Raw genomic sequence first — 21,879 nt, forward strand, 5'->3', positions numbered from 1 at the left:
CTCAGGGAGCGGGGTGACTGTTGCGCGATTCTCGCACCTCAGGGAGCGGGGGTGTCTGTTGCGCGCTCCTCGCACCTCAGGGAGCGGGGGTGACTGTCGCCACCTGGATCAGGCGATGAACAAGATCCATCCGTAGACCAGCAACCCGAAGACGAAGACGCCGAGGTAGGCCCAGCCGACCCAGATCGCGGCCGTGGCGAAGGGCAGACCGAGCTCGCGCCGCTGCCGGATCTGCGTGCGCGCACGGTATCCGAGGACGAGCCCCACGATGAAGGTGATCCCGAGGATGGACAACGCCAAGGCCCACAACGCCATCCGATTGACACGCGGACCGGCACCGGACTGGGGAGCCACGCTGTCCTCCGAACTTCTGGTGGGATCGACTGCTGAATAGGCCTGGGTGGCGGGGGAGACCGGCCCCGGACCGTCGGTGTCCGGGCGGTCGGCGACACGAGGTTCGCTCGCCGCGCCGGGACTGTTCACGACGCGGGTGTCCGACGCCCGATCATCGGACTGACCGACGAGCACGCCCGCGCCGACCACCTTCGCCGTGCGGTTGTCGCGGTCCGAATCCGAAGTGGGAGAGTCGGGCCGCCCACCCGGCGCGGCGCCGGGACGGGGTCCGGCGAGCGGAGGACGCCCACCCTCCGGGGGACGATTGTTCTGTGGCGGAACACCTTTGCCGAGCGGTGGCCCACCGGGACCCGGACGCTGACCGGGTGGGGGTCGATGCCCCGGAGGACCGGGAGGCGACATCGGCGGGCGTTGACCCGGCGCGGTGGTGTTTCCGCCCGCTCGCGGCGCGGGCACGGGACCATTCGGCCCCGGTCGCTGCGCTCCCGGCGCGCTGGTATTGCCACCCGCTCGCTGCGCTCCCGGCGCGGGCGGGCGCGGTCCGGGCGGACCCGCCGTCGGCCCGGACGTGTCGCCGCGCGGTGGGGCCGGTCGGTGGCCAGGAGGCGGACCGGGTCTGGCCGCAGGCCTGCCGCCCGGAGGGGGAGTGAATCCCCCGCGCGGTGCTTGCCGGCCGGCGTCGGGACGCTCGGGGGTGTCTGCTGACCGCGACGGCGCGCCGACCGGCCTCGCGGGAGCCCGTTCCCATGGCGCCGGAGTGCTCGTCGGCGCAGAGCTCTCGGGCGTCGACCAGGACTCGTGGGTCCGGTCGTCAGCGCCGCCGGACCCCGGCGGCGGGTTCGGGGAGCGCTCGTCGTCTGAGGTCACGAGTCCAAATTACCCGTGCGCGACGTGCGGCCCGGTGCCGAGGCCGACGTGGCGGGTCACGAAGCCTGCGTCTCGGTGCTCTCGGCGAGCGCCTCGCGAACCTCCTCGATCCGCGGGACGGTCGGAGACACCGGGGCCACCACGCGTCGTGCGCGACGCAGAGAGCCGACGACGATGACGGCGGTGACGGACGCGGCGACCACACCGAGCGCGGCGAAAAGGTAATTCTTGGACATGGGCTCAAGACTGCCAGTCGGTGCCCGCCGCTGCCACCCCGCCCGTCGCATATCCGCACCTCGGGACCATCACCGGGTCATCGATGCAGAGGCAAGTGGTTGGATGGAGACATGACTACACAGAAAACCTCCGCAGTCATCCACACCAATCGCGGCGACATCAAGGTCGACCTGTTCCCGAACCACGCGCCGAAGACGGTCGAGAACTTCGTCGGCCTGGCCGACGGCAGCAAGGAGTACAGCAAGCCCAACGCATCCGGCGGCAACTCCGGCCCGTTCTTCGACGGCTCTGTCTTCCACCGCGTCATCTCCGGGTTCATGATCCAGGGCGGCGACCCGACCGGAACCGGCATGGGCGGCCCCGGCTATCAGTTCGGTGACGAGTTCCACCCCGAACTGCAGTTCGACCGTCCGTACCTGCTTGCGATGGCCAATGCCGGACCGGGCACCAACGGCTCGCAGTTCTTCATCACCGTCGGCCCGACCCCGCACCTCAACCGTCGCCACACCATCTTCGGTGAGGTCACCGATCCGGCGTCGCAGCAGGTCGTCGACGCGATCGCCACCACCTCGACCGACCGCAGCGACCGTCCGCTCGACGAGGTCGTCATCGAGAAGATCGAGGTCAACTGACCTCTCCGGAGCACACCGCCCCGCAGCGGGCGGTGTGCTACCGGCATCCCGACCGTCCCACCGGCCTGTCGTGCAGCCGGTGCGGACGTCCGGCATGTCCTGAGTGCCTGCGCCCGGCGTCGGTCGGCCAGCACTGCCTGGACTGCCTCCGCGACGACGGAGTGCAGCGGTCGCCGTCACTCGGCGGACCGGGACGCGGCGTCCGCAGGATGGCGCCCACCCGCGCGGCGGCGACGCAGCCGTACGCCACCTATGCGCTCATCGCCGTGAACCTGCTCGTCTTCGCACTGTGTGTTCTCCAGGCCGGGGTCGGCGATCCCGGCGGCGCGTCGATCTTCAGCGCCGGCGACCTCCTCAAGAGCGACGTCGCCTCGGGTGAGTACTGGCGGCTCCTCACCGCGGGCTTCCTGCATTTCAGCGTCATGCACGTGGCCGTCAACATGCTCTCGCTGTACATCCTCGGACGTGACCTCGAACTCGCACTCGGTATCGGGCGCTATCTGGCCGTCTACGGCATCGCGCTCCTCGGCGGCAGTGCCGCGGTCATGCTCTTCGAGGACGACCGAGCCCTCACCGCCGGCGCCTCCGGGGCGATCTACGGACTCATGGGCGCGATGCTCGTGATCGTCCTCAAGGCCCGTGTTTCCCCGGTCCCGGTTCTGCTCATCATCGGGTTCAACGTGGTGCTGTCGTTCTCGCTCCCCGGGATCTCGGTCCTGGGGCATCTCGGCGGCCTTGTCTTCGGAGCGGCCGCCACCGCGGCCATCGTCTACCTCCCCGACGCGGTGCTGCCCGCGGGTCGCAGAAATCCCCGGGCCGCGAGCCGCGTCGGCTGGATCGCGCTCGCCGCGCTGGCCGTCATCGCGGTCGGGCTGGGCATCGGCGCGGGCCTCGCCTACGACGGGCTGACCTACATCCGCTGACGCCCGGCTTGCAGGAGTCGAGCGAGCCACCTCAGGGAGCGGCGGTTCCACGGTCCGGTCTGCTCAGGGAGCGACACGTCTACCCCTCGTCGACGACGAACCCCGCCTCGCGCAGTGCGTCGACGACGGTTGGCAGGTCGGTCCCCAGGTCCCAGCGGCTGAGCACGACCAGGCGGGTGTCGTCGCGAGGACCCGCGTCGTGAGCGTCCGGCGGCGAAGCGACTGCCTCGTCGTCGAGCACGTCGATCTCCAGCTGCCCGACGCGGCGTCCGACGCGGCGGATCGACAGCACGCGGATCCGCTCGATGCGTTCCCGCGGGTAGGCCCGTGGCCCGCGAAGGGTTCGGATGACCAGCACGGGCGACGGTCCGGACGAGATGGCCAGACGGGGACGCACCAGCAGGGTGTAGGCGCCGAGGGCGAGAAGAAGGACCCCGGCGACACCCATCAGGACCGATCCGGCCGGGTCGCCGGCGACGACCACCGCCGCCACGACCAGGATGACGCCACCGACGCAGCCCGCGAGGCCGGCGCCGACGGGCGTCGCCCAGGCATGCGTGTAGTCCTCAGAGTTATCCACAAGAGTTACTCACAGTGGGGATGACTTACACACATGTGATTTCCACAGTGGGGATAACTTACAAGCGTGTGTTTCAGCAGCTCAGCGCCTTCGACACGCGAACGACCGACGGCGCCTACCGCCAACGCATCGTCATCAACAGGCCCGCCACCATCAGCGAGAAGCCGATCAGGAAGTTCCACGAGTTGAGCTCGGCCATCCAGTGCAGGACCTGTCCCTCGCCGCCGTACGCGGTGGGGGTGGCGGCCAGGTAGTAGACGACGAGCCAGGCGAGGCCGAGCACCATCAGGCCGAGCATGACGCCCACGTAGATGGTGCTCGAAGGGCCGGCCTTGACCTTGACCGGCGTCCGGCTGGCCGGGTTGATCGTGTAATCGGTCTTCTTCCGGACTTTTGACTTCGGCATGACTTCCTCTGTTGTGCGGCACCGTCAGAGCGGTCGTACGCGAGCGGGAGGCGACAACACACGTCCCCGCCAGTGGCAAACACTCGAGATCTACGGTATCTCACCAGGTCGCCGACGCCGACCACCCGCTTCGGCGGTAGCCTTTTTGCGTGAGTCGCATCCTGGTAGTCGACAACTACGACAGCTTCGTCTACAACCTGGTCCAGTACCTGGGCCAGCTCGGTGTCGAGGCCGTCGTGTGGCGCAACGACGACCCGCAACTCTCCCCGGCCGATCCCGACCGTCTGCGCGAGGCCGTCGCCGGATTCGACGGCGTGCTCCTCAGTCCCGGCCCCGGCACCCCGCAGCGGGCCGGCGCGACGATGCCGATGGTCCGCGTCGCCGCCGACGAACAACTGCCGCTACTGGGAGTGTGCCTGGGCCACCAGGCCATCGGCGCGGCCTTCGGTGGCACGGTCGACCGCGCACCCGAACTCCTGCACGGAAAGACCTCGCTGGTGTTCCACGACGACGCCGGTGTTCTCGAAGGACTTCCCGATCCGTTCACCGCCACTCGATACCACTCGCTGACGGTGCTGCCCGAGACGATCCCCGACGAACTGGTCGTCACCGGACGCACCGAGTCGGGCATCGTGATGGCGATGGCGCACCGCGAACTCCCCATCCACGGCGTGCAGTTCCACCCGGAGAGCGTTCTGACCCAGGGCGGCCACCGGATGCTCGCCAACTGGCTCAAGACCTGCGGGATCGAGATCGACGAGGCCCGGGTGGCCGCCCTCGAAGCGGAGATGGCCACCGCGATCGGCTGACCCGCGCCGCGACCGGGTTGTCGGTCCGCGACCGGAGGCGGGTTCGCTCAGTTGGGCAGCAGGCTCGCCTGGCCGACGACGATCGTGATCGAACCACTCTTGCGGGCCTGCGAACCCGGATTCGGTTCCTGTCCGACGACCCGACCGTCGTCGGGACTGCCGAGCGGCACATTCCGTGTCTGTCGAGTCAGGGTCGACCGTTCCCAGCCGGCCCGTTCGAGATCGGCCTGGGCCTCGGCGGGAGTCTTGCCCCGCAGGTTCGGCACGGTGAACAGGTTGCCTCGCGACACGCTGATCTGGACGGTGCTGCCCTGTTCGGCGGTGGACCCCGGACCCGGTGAGGTGCTGATGACCTCGCCGGCCGGACGGTCGGAATCGGCGGCGACGACCACGACCGTCATGCCGAGTTCTTCCAGCACCGAGCGTGCCCGGTCCTCGGACATGCCGACGACGTCGCGAACCGTGACCTCGCGCGGCCCGTTGCCGACGTTGACCACCACCGCACCGTTGACGGGTACCTCGCTACCGATCGCGGGCGCGGTGGAGACCACCTTGTCCTTCATCTCGGCCGTCGAATCGACGCGGTCCGTCCTGACGTTGGTGAACCCGAGCACCTTGAGCGAGTCGAGCGCTTCGGCCGGTGACTTGCCGACGAGGTCGGACGGCAACCGCACACGCTCGGGACCCGTCGAGACGTACAGCGCGATCTCGGATCCCTCGGCCGCCATCACCCCCTCGCCCGGCGTCGACCGGGTGGCGACACCCGCGGCGACGTCGAGGCTCGGTTCCTCGAGCACGCGGACCTCGAAGCCGGCGCGTTCCAGGGAGGCCCGGGCGTCGTCCGAGCTGAGTCCCGAGACCGCCGGCACCGACACCTCCGGAGCGGACCCCGAACTCCACGGCGACCACAGGAACAGCGTGCCGACCAACAGCACGACGACGGCCACCGCGCCGGCCATGAGCACCCGGGACCGGCGTCGTGGTGTCCCCGCGTCTTCGTCGTCGCGGCGGTGATTGCCCCCGTTGCCGTTCGTGGCGCGGGCGGGAACGGCCCGACGCGGACCGGTCGTCTCCGACCGTGTCGGGCGGCGCGGCCCGGTGTCGATGAACTCGGTGCGCTCCTCGTCGGTCAGGAGCATCGGCGCCGACGGTTTCCCGCCTGCGAGGACCCGGATCAGGTCGGCGCGCAGGTCGCCCGCCGACTGATAGCGGTTGTCCTTGTTCTTGCTCATCGCCTTGAGGACGACGGAGTCGAGTTCGCGCGGGATCTCGGGCCGGACGTGCGACGGCCACGGCGGATCCTCGTGCACGTGCTGATGTGCGACCGCCACCGGTGAGTCACCGGTGAACGGCGGCTCGCCGGTGAGGAGCTCGAAGAGCACGCATCCCATGGAGTAGATGTCGCTGCGCGGGTCGACCTTGATGCCCCGGGCCTGCTCGGGCGAGAGGTACTGGGCGGTGCCCATCACCGCGGATGTCTGGGTCATCGTCGACGTCGCGTCACTCATCGCGCGCGCGATGCCGAAGTCCATGACCTTGACGGCGCCGGACTTGTCGATCATCACGTTCGCCGGCTTCATGTCGCGGTGGACGATCCCGTTGCGATGCGAGAAGTCCATCGCGGCGGCGACGTCGGCCATCCAGGTCATCGCCTGACGCGGGGAGATGGGACCGTTGGCGCGCAACACATCTCGCAGGGTGTCGCCGTCGACGTACTCCATCACGATGAACGGCAGCGGACCGTCCTCGGTCTCGGCCTCGCCGGTGTCGAAGACCTGCACGATCGTCGGGTGATTCAGCTTCGCCGCGTTCTGCGCCTCACGGCGGAACCGGAGGTAGAACGACGGGTCACGAGCGAGGTCGGCACGCAGCACCTTGACCGCGACGTCGCGGTGGAGCAACAGGTCGCGCGCGTAGTGCACCTCGGACATGCCACCGAAACCCAGCGTTTCGCCGAGTTCGTAGCGGTCGGAGAGGTGGTGTGGTGTCGACATCGGCCTCGGTGGTTCGCCCCTCAGGATCTCTGGTCGGAATTATCGGTCACGGGCATTGCGGGTCCATCAGCACAGCAAACCATCAGCACAGCGGTGAGAACGGAACGCCGGGGAAACACGGGGTCCCGGTGGCGGCACCGGGGTCCGGCGGCGAGTCGGGGGGCCCCGACGGTGCGAGCGTGCCCGTCTCCTCGCTGGTCTCGGTGGTCGTCGTGGTCTCTTCGGTGGTCGTCGTGGTGGTGCGTGGCGGTCGCCGGGTCGTGGTCGGCTCGTCGGGCTCGTCGGTCGGTTCCACGGTGGTCGTGGTCTCGGTGGTCGTCGACGATGGCGGGGGTGGCGTCGCCGCCCCACCGTTCCCGCTGTTCACCAGGTAGAACCCGATGAGTGCGATGGCACCGACGAGCAGCGCGGCCGCGATGCCGGCCAGGACCTTCTGGCCCGTTGTCCAACTGTTGTCCGGCGGTGGCGGTGCCACCGCGGTGCGAGAGGTCGGTCGGGGTGTGACCGGCCGCGAGGCGGCCCCGGTCGGCGGGGTGGCACCACGCGCGACCGCGGCACCGAGCGCAGCGGCTCCGGCTGCTCCCGCCGCGGCACCGGCGATCGCCCCCGGACGCGGTGGGCGTCGCCCTGCGCGCACGGCGGCCACCGCGTCGGCGAACTCGCCGCCGTTGGCATAACGCTGCCGCGGATCCTTGGCCATCGTGATCTCGATGAGCTCACGGACGCCCGACGGCAGGTTGGACGGCAGTGGTGGCGGAGCCTCCCGGATGTGCTTCATCGCCACGGTGATCGCACCGTCGCCGAGGAACGGCCGTCGACCGGTGAGGGCCTCGTAGCCGACGACGCCGAGCGAGTAGACATCCGAGGCCGCGGTCGCCTCGTCGCCGGTGGCCTGCTCCGGGGAGATGTACTGCGCGGTCCCCATGACCATCCCGGTCTTGGTCACCGGGGCGGAGTCGACGGCCTTCGCGATACCGAAGTCGGTGATCTTCACCTGGCCGACGGGGGTGATCAGGATGTTGCCGGGCTTGACGTCCCGGTGCACGAGTCCCTGGTTGTGCGCGGCCTGCAGGGCGCGGCCGGTCTGCTCGAGCATGTCGAGGGTGTTGGTCAGCGACAGTCGCCCGAGCCGGGAGATCACCGAGTTCAACGGTTCACCGTCGACGAGTTCCATCACCAGGTACGCCAGCGGGTCGCCGCCGTTGTAGTCCGGGGTCTCGCCGTAGTCGAAGACGTTCGCGATCCCCGGGTTGTTCAGCTTGGCGGTGGTCTGTGCCTCCGCCCGGAACCGGGCGATGAACTCCGGATCGCTGGTGTACTCGGCCTTGAGGACCTTCACCGCGACGCGACGATTGAGACGCGTGTCGAGCGCCTCCCACACCTGCCCCATGCCGCCTGTGGCGATCAGGCGGATGAGCCGGTACCGATCGCCGATGGTGGTGCCGTTCTGCAGGGTCATCGACTGCCACCTCCCACCAGTGAGTTGATCACTTCTCGTCCGATCGGCGCCGCGACGGTCCCACCGACCGAGTCCGCACCGAATTGTCCATTCTCCACCACGACGGCGACCGCGATCTGCGCGTTCGACGACGGCCCGAAGGCGATGTACCAGGAGAACGGGGTGTCCGTACTGGACCCGCTCTCCGCGGTACCGGTCTTCGACGCGATCGACACCGGACCGCCGGCGCCGGCCGTCGACCGTTCCGACTCGATCATCATCGACGTCAGCTCGGCGGCCTGCTCGGGCGTGATCGGCTTGTTGGCCGTCGTCGGCGGGGTGGTCTGCAGTGTGCGCAGGTCCGCGGCCTGCAGCTTGTCCACCAGGTACGGCTGCATGCGCACACCTCCGTTCGCCACGGTCGCGGCGATCATCGCGTTCTGTAACGGGGTGAGCCGGACGTCACGCTGACCGATCGACGCCTGCGCGAGGACGTCGAGGGACGGGATCGGACCCACCGTCGAGTCGACGACGGGCATCGGGATGTCCGGGCCCGGCTGATCGAGGCCGAACAGGCTCGCGGTCTCGGTGAACTTCGGGATCGCGTCGGACATCTTCTCGGTCACCAGCTCGGCGAAGGCGGTGTTGCACGAGTACTTGAACGCCGTCTCCAGGGACACGGTTCCACCCGACGACCCGGGGCAGGTCTCGCCGCCGTAGTTCGGCAGCGAGACATCGGTGCCCGGCAACGGAAAGGTCGGCGCGGCGGTGAGGCGGATACCCGGGGTGATGTTGTCGCGCAGGGCTGCGGCCGAGGTCACGACCTTGAAGGTCGATCCGGGCGGGTACAGCTGGCTGATCGCGCGGTTCAGCATCGGCTGCGCGGTGTCACCGGGACGATTCCACGCCTCCCAGCTGCCCTCGCGGACCTCCTGGTCGTGGCTCGCCAGCTTGTTGGGGTCGTAGCTCGGGGTCGAGACCATCGCGAGGATTTTGCCGGTGTTCGGCTGCAGGGCCACGACGGCGCCGCGGCACGGCCCGTCGCACGGCCCGTTGAGCATGGCCTGGTACGCGGCCTGCTGCACCTTCGGGTTGATCGTCGTGACGACGTTGCCGCCACGCGGGTCGCGGCCGGAGAACATGTCCATGAACCGCTGGCCGAAGAGCCGGTCGTCGGATCCGTTGAGGATGCTGTTCTCGTAGTGCTCGATCTGGCTGGCGAGGTACTGGAACGAGTAGTAACCGGTGACCGGGGCGAACGCCTCGGCGCCCTCCCTCGGGTACTGCCGGAGGAACTTCAGGCGACTGTCGATCGGTACCGACAGGGCGATGACCGTGCCGTCGGCCGTGGTGATCAGACCGCGCTGGCGGGAGTACTCGTCGAGTAGCACCCGGTTGTTGCGGGTGTCGGTCTTCAGCGCGTCGGCCTTGAACACCTGCACATAGGTGGCGTTGGCGAGCAGCGCGATGATCATCACGACCACCGCCATCGACACATTGCGGATCGGCTTGTTCATCGGCGCTTCACCACCTGCGTCGGCAGTGCCTCGACGGGCTTCGCCGGAGGGCGCTTCTTCCCGGGATCGGGTTCGCGCGCGGCGTTCGAGATCCGGATGAGCAACGCGACCAGGATGTAGTTGGCCAGCAGTGACGACCCGCCGTAGGACAGGAAGGGCGTCGTGAGACCGGTCAACGGGATCAGCTTGGTGACGCCGCCGACGACGACGAAGATCTGCATCGCGATGGTGAACGCGAGTCCGGTCGCGAGCAGTTTGCCGAAGCTGTCGCGCACGGCGATGCCGGTCCGCAGTCCGCGGTGGATGAAGATCATGTACAGCAGCAGGATCGCGGTGAGCCCGGCCAGGCCGAGTTCCTCACCGATGGTCGAGATGATGAAGTCGGTGTTGGCGAACGGCACGATGTTGGGTCGGCCCGAACCGAGTCCGGTGCCGAACAATCCGCCGGTGGCCAGGCCGAACAGGCTCTGCCCGATCTGGTAGCCCGAGCCGTCGAAGTCCTCGAAGGGGTTCAGCCACACCGAGACCCGTGTCTGCAGGTGCGAGAAGATCGACCACGCGAACACCGCGCCGATCGCGAACAACCCGATACCCAGCACCAGCCACTCGACGCGTGAGGTCGCCACGTAGAGCATCGTCAGGATGGTCGCGAAGATCAGCAGGGACGTACCCAGGTCCTTCTGGACCACCATCACCGCGATGGCGATCGCCCAGGCGGCCAGGAGCGGACCGAGGTCCCGGGCGCGCGGGAGGTCGACGCCGAGCACGTGCGGACCCGCGGTGATGAACAGATCGCGCTTCGACACCAGCACAGCTGCGGCGAAGATGATGATCAGGATCTTGGAGAACTCGCTGGGCTGGATCGAGAAGAACGGCGTGATGATCCAGTTCTTCGAGCCGTTGATCTCCGAGAACGCGCTGGGCAGGATCGCCGGGATGATCAGGAACACCAGACCGCCGAGGCCGAGGGTGTAGGCGTAGCGCGAGAGCGTGCGGTGATCGCGGATCAGGATGAGGACCGCGGAGAACGCCACGATGCCCAGCACCGCCCACAGCAACTGCTGGTCGGCGTTGCGGGTCGCCTCGGTGGCGTTCACCGACTCCCCGGTGTTCCCCGTGCCGAGGTCGAGCCGGTGGATCAGCACCAGCCCCAGCCCGTTCAGGACCGCGACGACGGGCAGCATGATCGGATCGGCATGAGGTGCGTAGCGGCGGACGACGAGATGGGCGACGCCGAACAGCGCCGTGTAGGCGGCCACGTACTTGAGGATGTCCCAGGTCAGGTTCTGACCCTGGGCGGCCTGGACGATGAGCAACGCCACCGTCACCAGACCGATGGCGAATCCCAGGAGCAACAGTTCGGTGTTGCGGCCGGTGCTCGTGGCGGGTGGGCGTGGCGGGGCGTGCGGTGCGGGCGCGGCGGCTTGAGTCATCTCACCTGCTGCCGGCAGCTCGTGCCGGCGTCCTGGTCAGGTGCGGGCGTGTCGGAAGGTCCGGCGTTGCCGGTGGGCGGTGCGACCGACTCGGTCGCACCCTGCTGCGGGATGCCCGGTGCGGGCGCGGCGGTGGCGCGGGGCGCGGGTGCGGACGGGTCGGTACTCGGTGTCGACTCCGACGGCGCCGGTGGCGGGGGAGTCGGTGTGGGTGACGTCGACGAGGGGGCGTTGTCGCAGCGGAACGTGAGCTCGTCGGTCACGACGCCCTGGATCTGCTGCTCGCTCTTGTCCCGGATCATCACGTTCTTGACCGACTGCGCGGGCCCCGATACGAGATCGTCGACGTTGAGCGGGAACTCGCAGGCGCCGCCGTCGTAGGTGATGAACGTGTACGTCGGTTCGGCCTGGTCGAGGTCCTCGACACAGACGCGCTGGACGGGATTGCTCATCGACAGGAAGAACACCTTCTCCGGCGAACCCTGATAGACGAGGACATCGCCGTTGTCGTCGGCGGCCACGTAGTAGTTGCTGCGCACGACCGCGCGGACGACGAAGATGCCGACGACGAGCGCGGCCACCACGGCCAGCGCGACACCGGCGACGATCCAGCGGCGGTACTTGCTCTTGGGTTTGGTCGCGGGCTCTGCCTCGGTCAGTACCGTCGGGCGCTGCGGCTCGGAGGGCGGCGGACGCAGCGCCGCGGCCCGTCCGGCGGCCGTCGCCGGATCGGGCGTGTAGATCTCCTCGTTGCCGCCGGCGGCGCCGCCGACGATCGGGCGCGAGTCGCCGTACTCGGTGTCGACGACATCGGCGAGGACGACGGTCACGTTGTCGGGGCCGCCGCCGCGCAATGCGAGTTCGATGAGACGGTCGGCGCATTCCTTGGGGTCGGCGATGGAACCCAGGGTCTCGGCGAGGGTCTCCTCGGTCACGACGTCGGACAGGCCGTCGCTGCAGAGCATGTACCGGTCGCCGGCGCGCGCCTCGCGCATCGTCAAGGTCGGTTCGACCTCGGTACCGGTCAGCGCGCGCATGATCAGCGAACGCTGCGGGTGGGTGTGCGCCTGTTCGGCGGTGATGCGACCTTCGTCGACGAGGGTCTGGACGAAGGTGTCGTCGCGGGTGATCTGGGTCAGGACGCCGTCGCGGAACATGTACCCGCGGGAGTCGCCGATGTGACACAGACCGATTCGGCTGCCGGCGAAGAGGATCGCGGTCAGCGTGGTGCCCATGCCGTCGAGTTCGGGTGATTCCTGCACCTGCGCGGCGATGGCCTCGTTGCCGACGCGGGTCGCGCCGTCGAGCTGGGCGAGCAGGTCGCCGCCCGGCTCGTCGTCGTCGAGTGAGCTGAGTGCGCGGATGACCAGCTGACTGGCGACCTCACCCGCCGCGTGGCCGCCCATGCCGTCGGCAAGCGCGAGCAGGCGGGGACCCGCGTAGAACGAATCCTCGTTGTTGGACCGAACGAGACCGCGGTCGCTGCGCGCGATGTAGCGCAACACAAGGGTCACGGGCGCAACTCGATCACGGTCTTGCCGATGCGGATCGGCGTGTTCAGCGGGACCTTGACCGCGGTCGTCACCTTGGAACGGTCCAGGTAGGTGCCGTTGGTGGAGCCGAGGTCTTCGACGTACCAGTCGTCGCCGCGCCGGGAGAGTCGCGCATGTCGTTCCGAGGCGTAGTCGTCGGTCAGCACGAGTGTCGAATCGTCGGCGCGGCCGAGCAGGACCGGCTGCTGGCCGAGGCTGATCCTCGTGTTCGCCAGCGCGCCGTGGGTGACGACGAGATAGCGGGCCGAGCCGCGCACGCCGCCGCTGCGGCGTCGCTTCTCCGAACCGCCCGAGTACCGGGGAATGCGCAGGCCACCGGCAGTCGCGATGTCGGCGCGCAGCGTGCGGATCACGGCGAAGACGAACAACCAGAGCAACAACAGGAAACCGATGCGGGTCAGCTGCAGCACCAAGCCCTGCATGTCGTGTTCACCTCCAGCGCGTTCCGTCTCGGTCGGTCGTATCCATCGCGGCAACGATCGTCGGACCGCCGATCGAAACTCTGCGCGGACCCGACTGCATCTTATGGGCACTTCCGCCGAACTCGGTCATTCGGATATGACAGTTCAGTATCAACCGGCCGGAATGGTCTCGCGCCAGTGTCGATCGCCGCCCGCGTTCGGTGGGCGTGTACTCGGCGTATGCGGGTCTACTGGAACCGGACGGTGATGTCGGAATGTCCCACGCGGATCCGATCGCCGTCGGCGAGTTCCCAGGTGTTCACCTGGAGATCGTTGACCGTGGTGCCGTTGGTCGAGTTGAGATCGGTGAGCATGGCGGTGGCGCCGTCCCACCGGATCTCCACATGACGACGCGAGACGCCGGTGTCGGGCAGCCGGAACTGCGCATCCTGTCCGCGGCCGATCACGTTGGAGCCCTCGTGCAGTTGGAACGTGCGGTTGCTGCCGTCTTCGAGGAGCAGCGTGATCGACGACGGGGCGTACCCGGCTGCCGGACGACCCGCGCCGTAGCCCTGGTCGTAGCCGCCCTGGTAGTCGTAACCCGCGGGTTGCTGGCTGTAACCCTGCTGGCCGTAGCCCTGGTCGTAACCGGGTTGTTGACCGTAGCCCTGCTGGCCGTATCCCTGGTCGTACCCGGGTTGCTGGTTGTAGCCCTGCTGCTCGTAGCCGGGCTGTTGGCCGTAGCCCTGGTCGTAGCCTGGCTGTTGGCCGTAGCCCTGCTGCTCGTAGCCGGGTTGTTGGCTGTAACCCTGCTGGCCGTAGCCCTGGTCGTAGCCGGGCTGCTGGCCGTAGCCCTGCTGGCCGTAGCCGGGTTGCTGGTTGTAACCCTGCTGGTCGTAGGCCTGCTGGTCGTAACCCTGTTGGCCATAGGCCTGCTGGTCGTACGCCTGGTCGTAGCCGGGCTGCTGGCCGTAGCCCTGCTGGCCGTAGCCGGGTTGCTGGTTGTAACCCTGCTGGTCGTAGGCCTGCTGGTCGTAACCCTGTTGGCCATAGGCCTGCTGGTCGTACGCCTGGTCGTAGCCGGGCTGCTGACCGTACTGGTCGTAGCCCTGCTGTCCGTAGCCCTGATCTCCCGGCTGTCCCGATCCCTGTCCGTACTGGTCGTACGCGGGATCGGCGCCCCTGCGCTGGTCGTATCCGGGATTCTGAGTCATCTTGGGGGCTCCTTGGTCGGGGGCGTTGGGAAGTGGAGGAACAGGGGCCGGGCGACCGGCCGGCGGGCCGGGGACCGGTGCAGGGTGCGGCTGCTCCGAACGCGCCCCCACCGGGCGGGGCCGCGCGTCCGGGTTGACCGTGCCTCGTGCGCGGAACATCCCCGTGTGCAAGGACGGCGATTGCTCGAACTCTACGACGACGTTGCCGTAGGTCTGCCACCCGTTGTCTTTGATGAAGTTTTCCAAATGCTTCGAGAAAGTCTTGCGGTTCAGCTCGTATTCCGCAGCGATGTGCTGATGATCGGTGGGACTGAACAGCAACGTGTAGCTGTTGGCCGCAAGGACCGTACCGTCACCGAGGTTCTCGAGCGACTCCTCGGCTTCTCGCTGCAGCCCGTTCTCGATCTCCTGCGGGGCCACCTGACCACCGAAGACGCGGGCAAAACCGTCGTCAACTGCACCTTCGAGCTTGCGTTCCAGTCGTTGCAGGATCCCCACCGAGACCTCCTTTCGCGGCAATAGAGCGTGTCGCCGTGCATCTGGCCTTGTTTGATGATAGCGACATCAGCGGCCAACTGTGCCACCAAGGCAACTGGTGCACCGTCTGCAACACCCGCCTCATTGGTGTGTATTCGGCCTCTGACGTAACCCGACGTACTGCACAGATGCAACGTACGAGATCGAGTTTTGTTTCGGTGGCGGCGTGCTGCTATCGTCGTCCAGTCGCCGGACACACCCAGTCCGACGGCACGCCCACCGGAACTCCGGTGGCCACGGGCGAGTGGCGGAATGGCAGACGCGCTGGCTTCAGGTGCCAGTGTCCTTCGGGACGTGGGGGTTCAAGTCCCCCTTCGCCCACCAGAGTGGAGACGAGACCAGGTTGCACACGGCAACCTGGTCTTTGCGTCGCATCCGCCTGTCGAATCAGTTCTTGATACTTGGTTTTTGGGACCCGTCAACGCTCGCTTCCGAGAAGTAGCTCGTCATCCATCTAGCAATCAGAAGTTGCGACGTACAGCGACTCGACCACGAGTATCCCGTCTCCGCCTATCGCTGCGCAGCTATACGATCTACTGCGTTGAGACGCTTCAGGTGCGTGGGCTTAGCTGAAGTTTACAACTGATGAGACGCCAGCGTGGCGCCCGCGTGGTGAGCTGGGCGATCCACGTCGTTGTGGCGTCTCCCACAGAGAAACGGAACATGGTTGAAGACGACTGACCTAGCCAAAGTGCGCAGTACTCTTTGGTCCGCCGCCGACGAGCTGCGGGCCAACTCGAAGCTGACGCCGGTCCAGTATCGCAATCCGGTACTCGGCCTGGTGTTCCTTGCTTACGCGGAGAACCGCTTCGAGGCTGTCCGCAGCGAGGTCGAGGCGAAGGCGTCTGCTCGCAACCCTGCAACGATCGCCGATTACAAGGCGAAGTCCGTGCTGTACGTGCCGGAGGAGTCGCGGCTGTCGTTCCTCAACGACCTGCCCGAGGTTGACGACATCGGCAAGGCAGTCGATGAGGCCATTAAGGGGATCGAGTCTGCCAATCCCGAACTCAAGGACATTCTGCCGCGCGGTTATCAGAAGCTCGAACGCTCAACTCTTATCGAGCTGCTGCGCTTGTTTGCGCCGCTACCCACCCAGCTTGAAGGCGACGCCTTCGGATTCATCTACGAGGACTTCCTCTCCAACTTCGCCGCCCAAGAGGGAAAGGGTGGCGGCGAGTACTTCACCCCGTATTCGATAGTCCGCTTGATCGTCGATATTCTGGAGCCATTCGCCGGCCGTGTCTTTGACCCTGCCTGCGGCTCGGGCGGCATGTTCGTGCAGTGTGCGAAATTTGTTGAGCGGCACCATGGATCGGCGACTCGAAAGCTGTCAGTTTTCGGTACCGAGAAGACCGAGGACACTGTCCCCCTGGCGAAAATGAATCTCGCACTCCACGGCATCTCCGGTGATATCCGCCAGGCCAATAGTTATTACGAGGACCCGCATAACGCGGTCGGAGCCTTCGACTACGTTATGGCCAATCCGCCGTTCAACGTCGACAAGGTGAAGAAGGATCAGCTTGCAGGCGACAGGCGATTCCCCTTCGGAATTCCCAAGCCCGACAACGCGAACTACCTTTGGATCCAGGAGTTTTATGCGGCGCTCGGGCCGAAAGGGCGTGCCGGATTCGTCATGGCCAACTCTGCCGGAGATGCAGGGCACTCCGAGAGAGAGATCCGAAAACTAATCGTCGAATCAGGTGCGGTCGACGTGATGGTCGCGATCAGCTCCAACTTCTTCTACACGGTGACCCTTCCTGTAACCCTGTGGTTCTTGGACAAGTCCAAGGTAGGAACGCAACGCGAAGACACTGTGCTTTTCCTCGACGCGCGTAATACTTACCGGCAGATCGACCGTGCTCACCGTGATTTCATGCCTGAGCAGATCGAGTTCCTAGCTAATGTCGTGCGGCTATACCGCGGCGAGGAGGTTGAGACGATCGCGGGCAGCGATGTTCTCCTCAAAGAGAACTTCCCCGACGGGAAGTACGTTGATGTTGCTGGCCTCTGCAAGGTCGCGGCCCGTTCCGAGATCGAGGACCAGGGGTGGAGCCTTAATCCGGGGCGGTACACAGGCTCAGCAACTGTGGCTGAGAACGACGAGGACTTCACAGCTGGACTCGAAGAGCTGTACGAAGAGTTCACTCGTCTGAGTGACGAGGCCGAGGCTTTGCGCATCAAAGTTGATGCGGTTCTTCAAGAGATTCTCGGCGCATGAACGAGTGGCCGACGGCGACGCTCGGTGAACTGTGCCGTGAGGGTGGTGGTTTCATCCGGACCGGACCGTTCGGGTCGCAACTTCATCGCAGTGACTACACCGACGATCCGCAAGGCATTCCTGTCGTCATGCCAAAAGACATGGCTCGCGGCCGCATCGACAGATCGACAATCGCACGGATCGACCAGAGCACTGCAAGTCGCCTCAAGCAGCACTTACTGACAGCGAACGACGTTGTACTATCCCGCCGAGGTGATGTTGGCAGGACGGCGTGGGTCTTCGCGGACGATCTGCCCGCCCTCTGTGGCACCGGTTCGATGCGCGTTCACCCCGGCAGATCCTCGTTCGTGAGGCCAGCGTATCTTCGCTTCTTCTTTCATACTCGGCTGGCCGCCGACTACTTGGAAGGGCATGCGGTGGGTGCAACGATGCCCAATCTCAATGCGGGAATTGTAGAGCGGATGCCGGTACCGATTCCACCACTTCTGATCCAGGACTCGCTAATCGCTCTACTGGAGGCTCTGGACGAGCTAATCGAAAGCAACCGGCGTCGTGTGGACGTGCTGGCGGAGATGGCGCGGAGAATCTACCGAGAGTGGTTCGTTAAGTTCCGCTACCCCGGCCACCAAGACCTCCCCTTCATCGATTCTGACCTTGGTCCACTTCCCGAGGGGTGGAGGGCGAGTACCTGCGGGGTTGAGCTGAACTTCATCGGCGGGGGAACCCCGTCCAAGAAGGAGCCTGCCTACTGGGACGGCGGAACAGTTCCTTGGTACACACCGACCGACCTCACGCGGACTGGATGGCGGTATGCGGCGCCACCAACACTCAGGATCACAGAGCAGGGCGTTGCAAAGAGTTCTGCACGCGTGTTCCCCGCTGGATCGGTGCTGATGACGAGCCGCGCCACGTTGGGAGTTCTCGCTGTTGCGGCGACGCACGCAGCGACCAACCAGGGGTTTATCGTCATCTTGCCGGACGATCGCTGGGATGCAGGGTTCATTTACGAGTGGCTTGACTCTAAAGCAACTGAACTCGCCGCTCTCGGTACCGGGGCTACATTCAAGGAGATCACGAAGGGCGCCTTTAAGCGCTTTCCATTCGTTGTGCCAGCGCAGCAGGTACTTGACGCCTACCGCGCGACAACTGCCCCCATCGAACAACAAGTTCGGGTTCTCGAGGAGCAGATTCGGAAACTCTCTGAACTCCGTGACCTTCTCCTGCCGAAGCTGGTCACGGGACAGATCGACGTTTCCTCACTTGACCTAGGCGCTCTAGTGGGAGATCGGGTGGCTTAACGATGCCAAGGGGTCCAGAGTTCAGCTATGTCGAGAAGCCAAGCATCGAATTGATGAGCGAGCTCGGTTGGACTTCCGTCGATGCCTTTCACGAAACCCTGGGTGCTGAAGGCGCTTTGGGCCGGGATTCACAGCATGATGTGATCCTCACTCACCGTCTGCGCTTTGCGCTGCGGAAGCTCAACTCCGATGACGTACCGGATCTCTCCATCACCGAAGCGATCGAGGCGCTGACTAGGGACCGTTCGGTGATGGATCGAGTGCGTGCCAACCGTGAGGTCTACGACCTGCTACGTGACGGCTACCAGGCTGAATGGGTCGATGACAATGGTGACAAGCGGATAGAGATGATCCGCTACGTTGATCTGCGCGAGCCACTGAACAACGACCTTTTGGCTGTTCAACAAATGTGGGTAAGGGGGCCGCTGCACAGCCGCCGGTTAGACGTTGCACTGTTCGTCAACGGTGTGCCGCTGGTGGTGCTTGAGTTTAAAGAGCCCAATGCGCCGGTTAAGTCCGCCTACGACGACAACCTGACCGACTACCGCGACACGATTCCACAGCTATTCATGCCGAATTGCTTTGTCCTGTTGTCCAACGGCAGCGAGGCGAAAGTCGGTTCGACGTATGCGCCCTGGGACTTCTTCTCCGACTGGAAGGTGATCGATGCCTTCGGGGCACGCAGCGAGATCGCGTTGCAGACTGCTCTACGGGGTACTTGCGATCCCACTAACCTGCTGGACCTATTCGAGAACTTCGTTGCCTACATGGAACGTCCCGGCGGGTTGATCAAGATCACGGCGCGCTCGCACCAGTACCTGGGCGTCAACGCTGCGATCGAGAATCTCCACCGGGCCCGCGCCGAACAAGACAAGCGCCTCGGGGTCTTCTGGCATACCCAAGGATCGGGCAAGAGCCTTTCGATGCTGTGGTTCACGCAGAAGGTGTTGCGCCATGTGCGTGGCACATGGACCTTCGTTATGGTTACCGACCGAGGCGAACTCGACACGCAACTCCACGGCGAGTTCGCCGATGCCGGTGCGATCACGCCCGAAGCGAGGGTCCACGCAGACTCAATCGCGCATTTGCGTGAACTGCTTGCAGCCGACCACCGTTACGTATTCACACTGATTCAGAAGTTCCAGCCGTCTAAGGGTGAACAGCAGATGCCGGTGCTATCTGACCGCTCGGACGTTATCGTCATCACCGATGAGGCACACCGCAGCCAGTACGACACCCTCGCACTGAACATGCGAACAGCGCTCCCTAACGCCTCGATGATGGGCTTCACTGGAACACCACTGATCGCAGGCGAAGAGCAAGCGACCCGCCAGCAGTTCGGCGACTACGTCAGCATCTACAACTTCGGGGACGCCATCGAAGACGGCGCCACTGTCCCCCTCTACTACGAAAACCGCATCCCCGAGCTACAACTCACGAACGCAGAATTTGCTGAAGAACTTGATGCGCTCCTGGAGGAGGCGGAACTCGACGAAGACGCCGAGGGAGCACTGGCACGCCGATTCGGTAAGCAGTACACGCTTCTCACCCGCCCGGAACGCTTGAAGACCCTCGCCAAGGACCTCGTTTCTCATTTCGCCGGTCGCGGGTTCTCGGGTAAGGCAATGTACGTCGGCCTCGACAAGGCCGCCGCCGTGAGGATGTACAACCTCGTGCAGGCGGCGTGGGCTGAACACCTCGCCGATCTGAAACGCCAGCATGATGCGCTTCCGGAGTTGGAACGACCGTGGCTAGCCTCGCGGATCGAGCTGATGGAGACCACCGACATGGCCGTAGTGGTCTCCCAAAGCCAGAACGAGCTGAAGATGCTCGACGATCTCGGCCTCGACATTCGGCCCCATCGCGAGCGCATGAACCGCGAGGATCTCGCCGAGAAATTCAAGGAACCGAGTGATCCGCTGCGCCTGGTATTCGTGTGCGCGATGTGGATGACCGGCTTCGATGCCCCGAGTGTGTCCACCATCTATCTCGACCGGCCGATGAAGAACCATACCCTCATGCAGACCATCGCCCGCGCGAACAGGGTCTTCCCCGAGAAAGACAACGGTCTCATCGTCGACTACGTAGGCGTCTTCCGCAACCTGGAGAAGGCGCTCGCAGTCTATGGAGCGGCCAAAGAGGGCGAATCGCCGGTCGAGATCATCGACGCTCTCGCGGCTGCACTGGACGCGGCTATTGCCGAACTGATCAACTTTTGCGCGGCCGTGGGCGTCGATCTGATTGCGTTGCGCGACGCTGAGGGTTTCGACCACGTGGCCAAGCGGGATGCAGCTGTCGAGGCACTCCTACTCGATGAGCAGACCCGCAACGACTTCACCGTCAAGGCTCGGCAGGTGCGGAGACTCTTCAAGGCACTCCTTCCGAACACGAAAGCCGCTTTACAGCAGCGCACTGTTGCAGCGATTCGGGTTCTCGCGGAGCGCATCCACGAAGTGACTAAACCTCCGACGCCGGACATCGGAGGTGTTGCCGACGCTGTCGACGCATTGTTGGACCGCTCCGTCGGTGCCGAGGAGTACGTCATCCGCGCGGCAGCCGAAGGAAGCGAGCCCGACCCGTTAATCGACCTGTCGCGGATCGATTTTGACGGACTTGCCGCGAAGCTAGCCGGCCGCAAGCGCGCCGAGACCGACCGCATGGCTCAGCTTCTTCGCCAGCAAGCCGTCGGCGCAGCTTTGCGCAACCCGACACGCTACGAGCTGGTGGAGCGGATCGAGCAGTTGATCGCGGACTACAACGCGGGCAGTGTGAACATCGACGAGTACCTGCGTCGTCTCATCGAGCTGTCGAAAACGCTGACCGCCGAGGAGGAGCGAGCGGTCCGCGAGGGCATGACCGAGGAGGAGCTTGCGATCTTCGACCTCCTCACCAAACCTGATCCCGTGCTGACAACCGAGGAACGGGAGAGGGTTCAGGCAAGCGCGAAGACCCTGTTAGAGCACTTGCACGAGAAGCTGGTGCAGGACTGGCGACGCAAGGTGGACGTGATGAACGACGTCAACAGCACCATCCGACGCGTCCTCGACTCAGGTCTGCCCGCGACGCCCTACACCGTCGACATCTTCCGCGAGAAGGTACAGCTCGTCTTCGACCACGTTCTGAGCGCCTACGGCGACGACGGCGAGAGTGTCTACAGCCGACGGGTCGACTTCGGCTTTCCAGACCAAAGGGCAGTGATCGAACCTTCGGGACCGATCGACGTGAACAAGGTCGCTGACGACGTCGTCGCGCGCATACACGCCGATCCGATATTTGCGGCACGTGTTGCTGAGCAGCTTCATGAGCACCGATCTCGCGGCTGACAGACGGTTGGTCTGATTCCGACGACATGGGAGAGTGTCGACTCTGTCTGTCGGGCGATGCGCAAGGGCGTGCGTCTCGTGCCATCCGGCAGCCAACAACGCAACAAGGCGATCGACCGCATTGGGTCCACCCAGAAGTACCGTC

At 65.6% G+C, this 21,879-nt stretch carries 17 protein-coding genes and 1 tRNA gene; 7 read left to right on the plus strand and 11 right to left on the minus strand.

Annotated features, from left to right (window positions below):
- Nucleotides 1-108: 108 nt before the first annotated feature.
- Nucleotides 109-528: a DUF4190 domain-containing protein gene (locus AMD30_RS25545; RefSeq protein WP_231632787.1), complete on the minus strand. Its 420-nt coding sequence runs from the start codon at nt 526-528 to the stop codon at nt 109-111.
- Between the two features lie 749 nt (nt 529-1,277).
- Nucleotides 1,278-1,457, minus strand: coding sequence for a hypothetical protein (locus AMD30_RS25300; protein ID WP_035717507.1), 180 nt, complete (start codon nt 1,455-1,457; stop codon nt 1,278-1,280).
- 111 nt (nt 1,458-1,568) lie between these two features.
- Between AMD30_RS25300 and AMD30_RS18800 the strand changes: the two genes are divergently transcribed.
- Both AMD30_RS18800 and AMD30_RS18805 read left to right on the plus strand, forming a co-directional pair.
- Nucleotides 1,569-2,090, plus strand: coding sequence for a peptidylprolyl isomerase (locus AMD30_RS18800; protein WP_014924811.1), 522 nt, complete (start codon nt 1,569-1,571; stop codon nt 2,088-2,090).
- A gap of 209 nt (nt 2,091-2,299) precedes the next feature.
- Entirely contained in the window at nt 2,300-3,013 is a 714-nt protein-coding gene (locus tag AMD30_RS18805; protein ID WP_055476693.1) for a rhomboid family intramembrane serine protease, read from the plus strand.
- Nucleotides 3,014-3,092: 79 nt separating this feature from the next.
- On the opposite strand, the gene AMD30_RS18810 is transcribed toward AMD30_RS18805, so the two are convergent.
- Together AMD30_RS18810 and crgA are read right to left on the minus strand one after the other, a co-directional pair.
- A complete protein-coding gene (locus tag AMD30_RS18810) occupies nt 3,093-3,593 on the minus strand; it encodes a PH domain-containing protein (RefSeq protein ID WP_055476666.1) in 501 nt (166 codons plus the stop codon).
- Nucleotides 3,594-3,708: 115 nt separating this feature from the next.
- A complete protein-coding gene (gene crgA / locus AMD30_RS18815; protein WP_010843022.1) occupies nt 3,709-3,999 on the minus strand; it encodes a cell division protein CrgA in 291 nt (96 codons plus the stop codon).
- A 149-nt stretch (nt 4,000-4,148) separates the two neighbouring features.
- Between crgA and AMD30_RS18820 the strand changes: the two genes are divergently transcribed.
- Nucleotides 4,149-4,808 (plus strand): aminodeoxychorismate/anthranilate synthase component II, encoded by a 660-nt coding sequence (locus AMD30_RS18820; protein ID WP_055476667.1) that lies wholly within the window; start codon nt 4,149-4,151, stop codon nt 4,806-4,808.
- 47 nt (nt 4,809-4,855) lie between these two features.
- On the opposite strand, the gene pknB is transcribed toward AMD30_RS18820, so the two are convergent.
- The 7 genes from pknB to AMD30_RS18855 all read right to left on the minus strand — a co-directional run bounded on the left by pknB (nt 4,856) and on the right by AMD30_RS18855 (nt 14,856).
- Nucleotides 4,856-6,802, minus strand: a complete 1,947-nt coding sequence (gene pknB / locus AMD30_RS18825; RefSeq protein WP_014924815.1) for a Stk1 family PASTA domain-containing Ser/Thr kinase — start codon at nt 6,800-6,802, stop codon at nt 4,856-4,858.
- 82 nt (nt 6,803-6,884) lie between these two features.
- Nucleotides 6,885-8,261 (minus strand): protein kinase domain-containing protein, encoded by a 1,377-nt coding sequence (locus AMD30_RS18830; protein ID WP_055476668.1) that lies wholly within the window; start codon nt 8,259-8,261, stop codon nt 6,885-6,887.
- The gene (locus tag AMD30_RS18835; protein WP_010843018.1) at nt 8,258-9,757 is read right to left on the minus strand and encodes a peptidoglycan D,D-transpeptidase FtsI family protein; all 1,500 of its coding nucleotides are present in this window, start codon (nt 9,755-9,757) and stop codon (nt 8,258-8,260) included. The genes AMD30_RS18830 and AMD30_RS18835 overlap by 4 nt, the downstream gene beginning before the upstream one ends.
- The gene (locus AMD30_RS18840; protein WP_010843017.1) at nt 9,754-11,190 is read right to left on the minus strand and encodes an FtsW/RodA/SpoVE family cell cycle protein; all 1,437 of its coding nucleotides are present in this window, start codon (nt 11,188-11,190) and stop codon (nt 9,754-9,756) included. Before AMD30_RS18840 ends, AMD30_RS18835 begins: the two co-directional genes overlap by 4 nt.
- Nucleotides 11,187-12,704, minus strand: coding sequence for a PP2C family protein-serine/threonine phosphatase (locus AMD30_RS18845; RefSeq protein ID WP_055476669.1), 1,518 nt, complete (start codon nt 12,702-12,704; stop codon nt 11,187-11,189). Before AMD30_RS18845 ends, AMD30_RS18840 begins: the two co-directional genes overlap by 4 nt.
- Nucleotides 12,701-13,165 carry an FHA domain-containing protein FhaB/FipA gene (locus AMD30_RS18850; RefSeq protein WP_010843015.1) on the minus strand — a complete coding sequence of 155 codons (465 nt, stop codon included), beginning with the start codon at nt 13,163-13,165 and terminating at the stop codon, nt 12,701-12,703. Before AMD30_RS18850 ends, AMD30_RS18845 begins: the two co-directional genes overlap by 4 nt.
- A gap of 227 nt (nt 13,166-13,392) precedes the next feature.
- Nucleotides 13,393-14,856, minus strand: coding sequence for a DUF3662 and FHA domain-containing protein (locus tag AMD30_RS18855; RefSeq protein ID WP_055476670.1), 1,464 nt, complete (start codon nt 14,854-14,856; stop codon nt 13,393-13,395).
- Nucleotides 14,857-15,133: 277 nt separating this feature from the next.
- Between AMD30_RS18855 and AMD30_RS18860 the strand changes: the two genes are divergently transcribed.
- The 4 genes from AMD30_RS18860 to AMD30_RS18875 all read left to right on the plus strand — a co-directional run bounded on the left by AMD30_RS18860 (nt 15,134) and on the right by AMD30_RS18875 (nt 21,734).
- A tRNA-Leu gene (locus tag AMD30_RS18860) sits at nt 15,134-15,219 on the plus strand.
- 343 nt (nt 15,220-15,562) lie between these two features.
- Nucleotides 15,563-17,113, plus strand: a complete 1,551-nt coding sequence (locus tag AMD30_RS18865; protein WP_055476671.1) for a type I restriction-modification system subunit M — start codon at nt 15,563-15,565, stop codon at nt 17,111-17,113.
- Nucleotides 17,110-18,411: a restriction endonuclease subunit S gene (locus AMD30_RS24725; protein WP_081637216.1), complete on the plus strand. Its 1,302-nt coding sequence runs from the start codon at nt 17,110-17,112 to the stop codon at nt 18,409-18,411. The genes AMD30_RS18865 and AMD30_RS24725 overlap by 4 nt, the downstream gene beginning before the upstream one ends.
- A gap of 2 nt (nt 18,412-18,413) precedes the next feature.
- The gene (locus tag AMD30_RS18875) at nt 18,414-21,734 is read left to right on the plus strand and encodes a type I restriction endonuclease subunit R (protein WP_055476672.1); all 3,321 of its coding nucleotides are present in this window, start codon (nt 18,414-18,416) and stop codon (nt 21,732-21,734) included.
- The last annotated feature ends 145 nt before the right edge of the window (nt 21,735-21,879 follow it).

Source organism: Gordonia sp. HS-NH1 (genome assembly GCF_001418765.1).
Taxonomy (GTDB): Bacteria; Actinomycetota; Actinomycetes; order Mycobacteriales; family Mycobacteriaceae; genus Gordonia.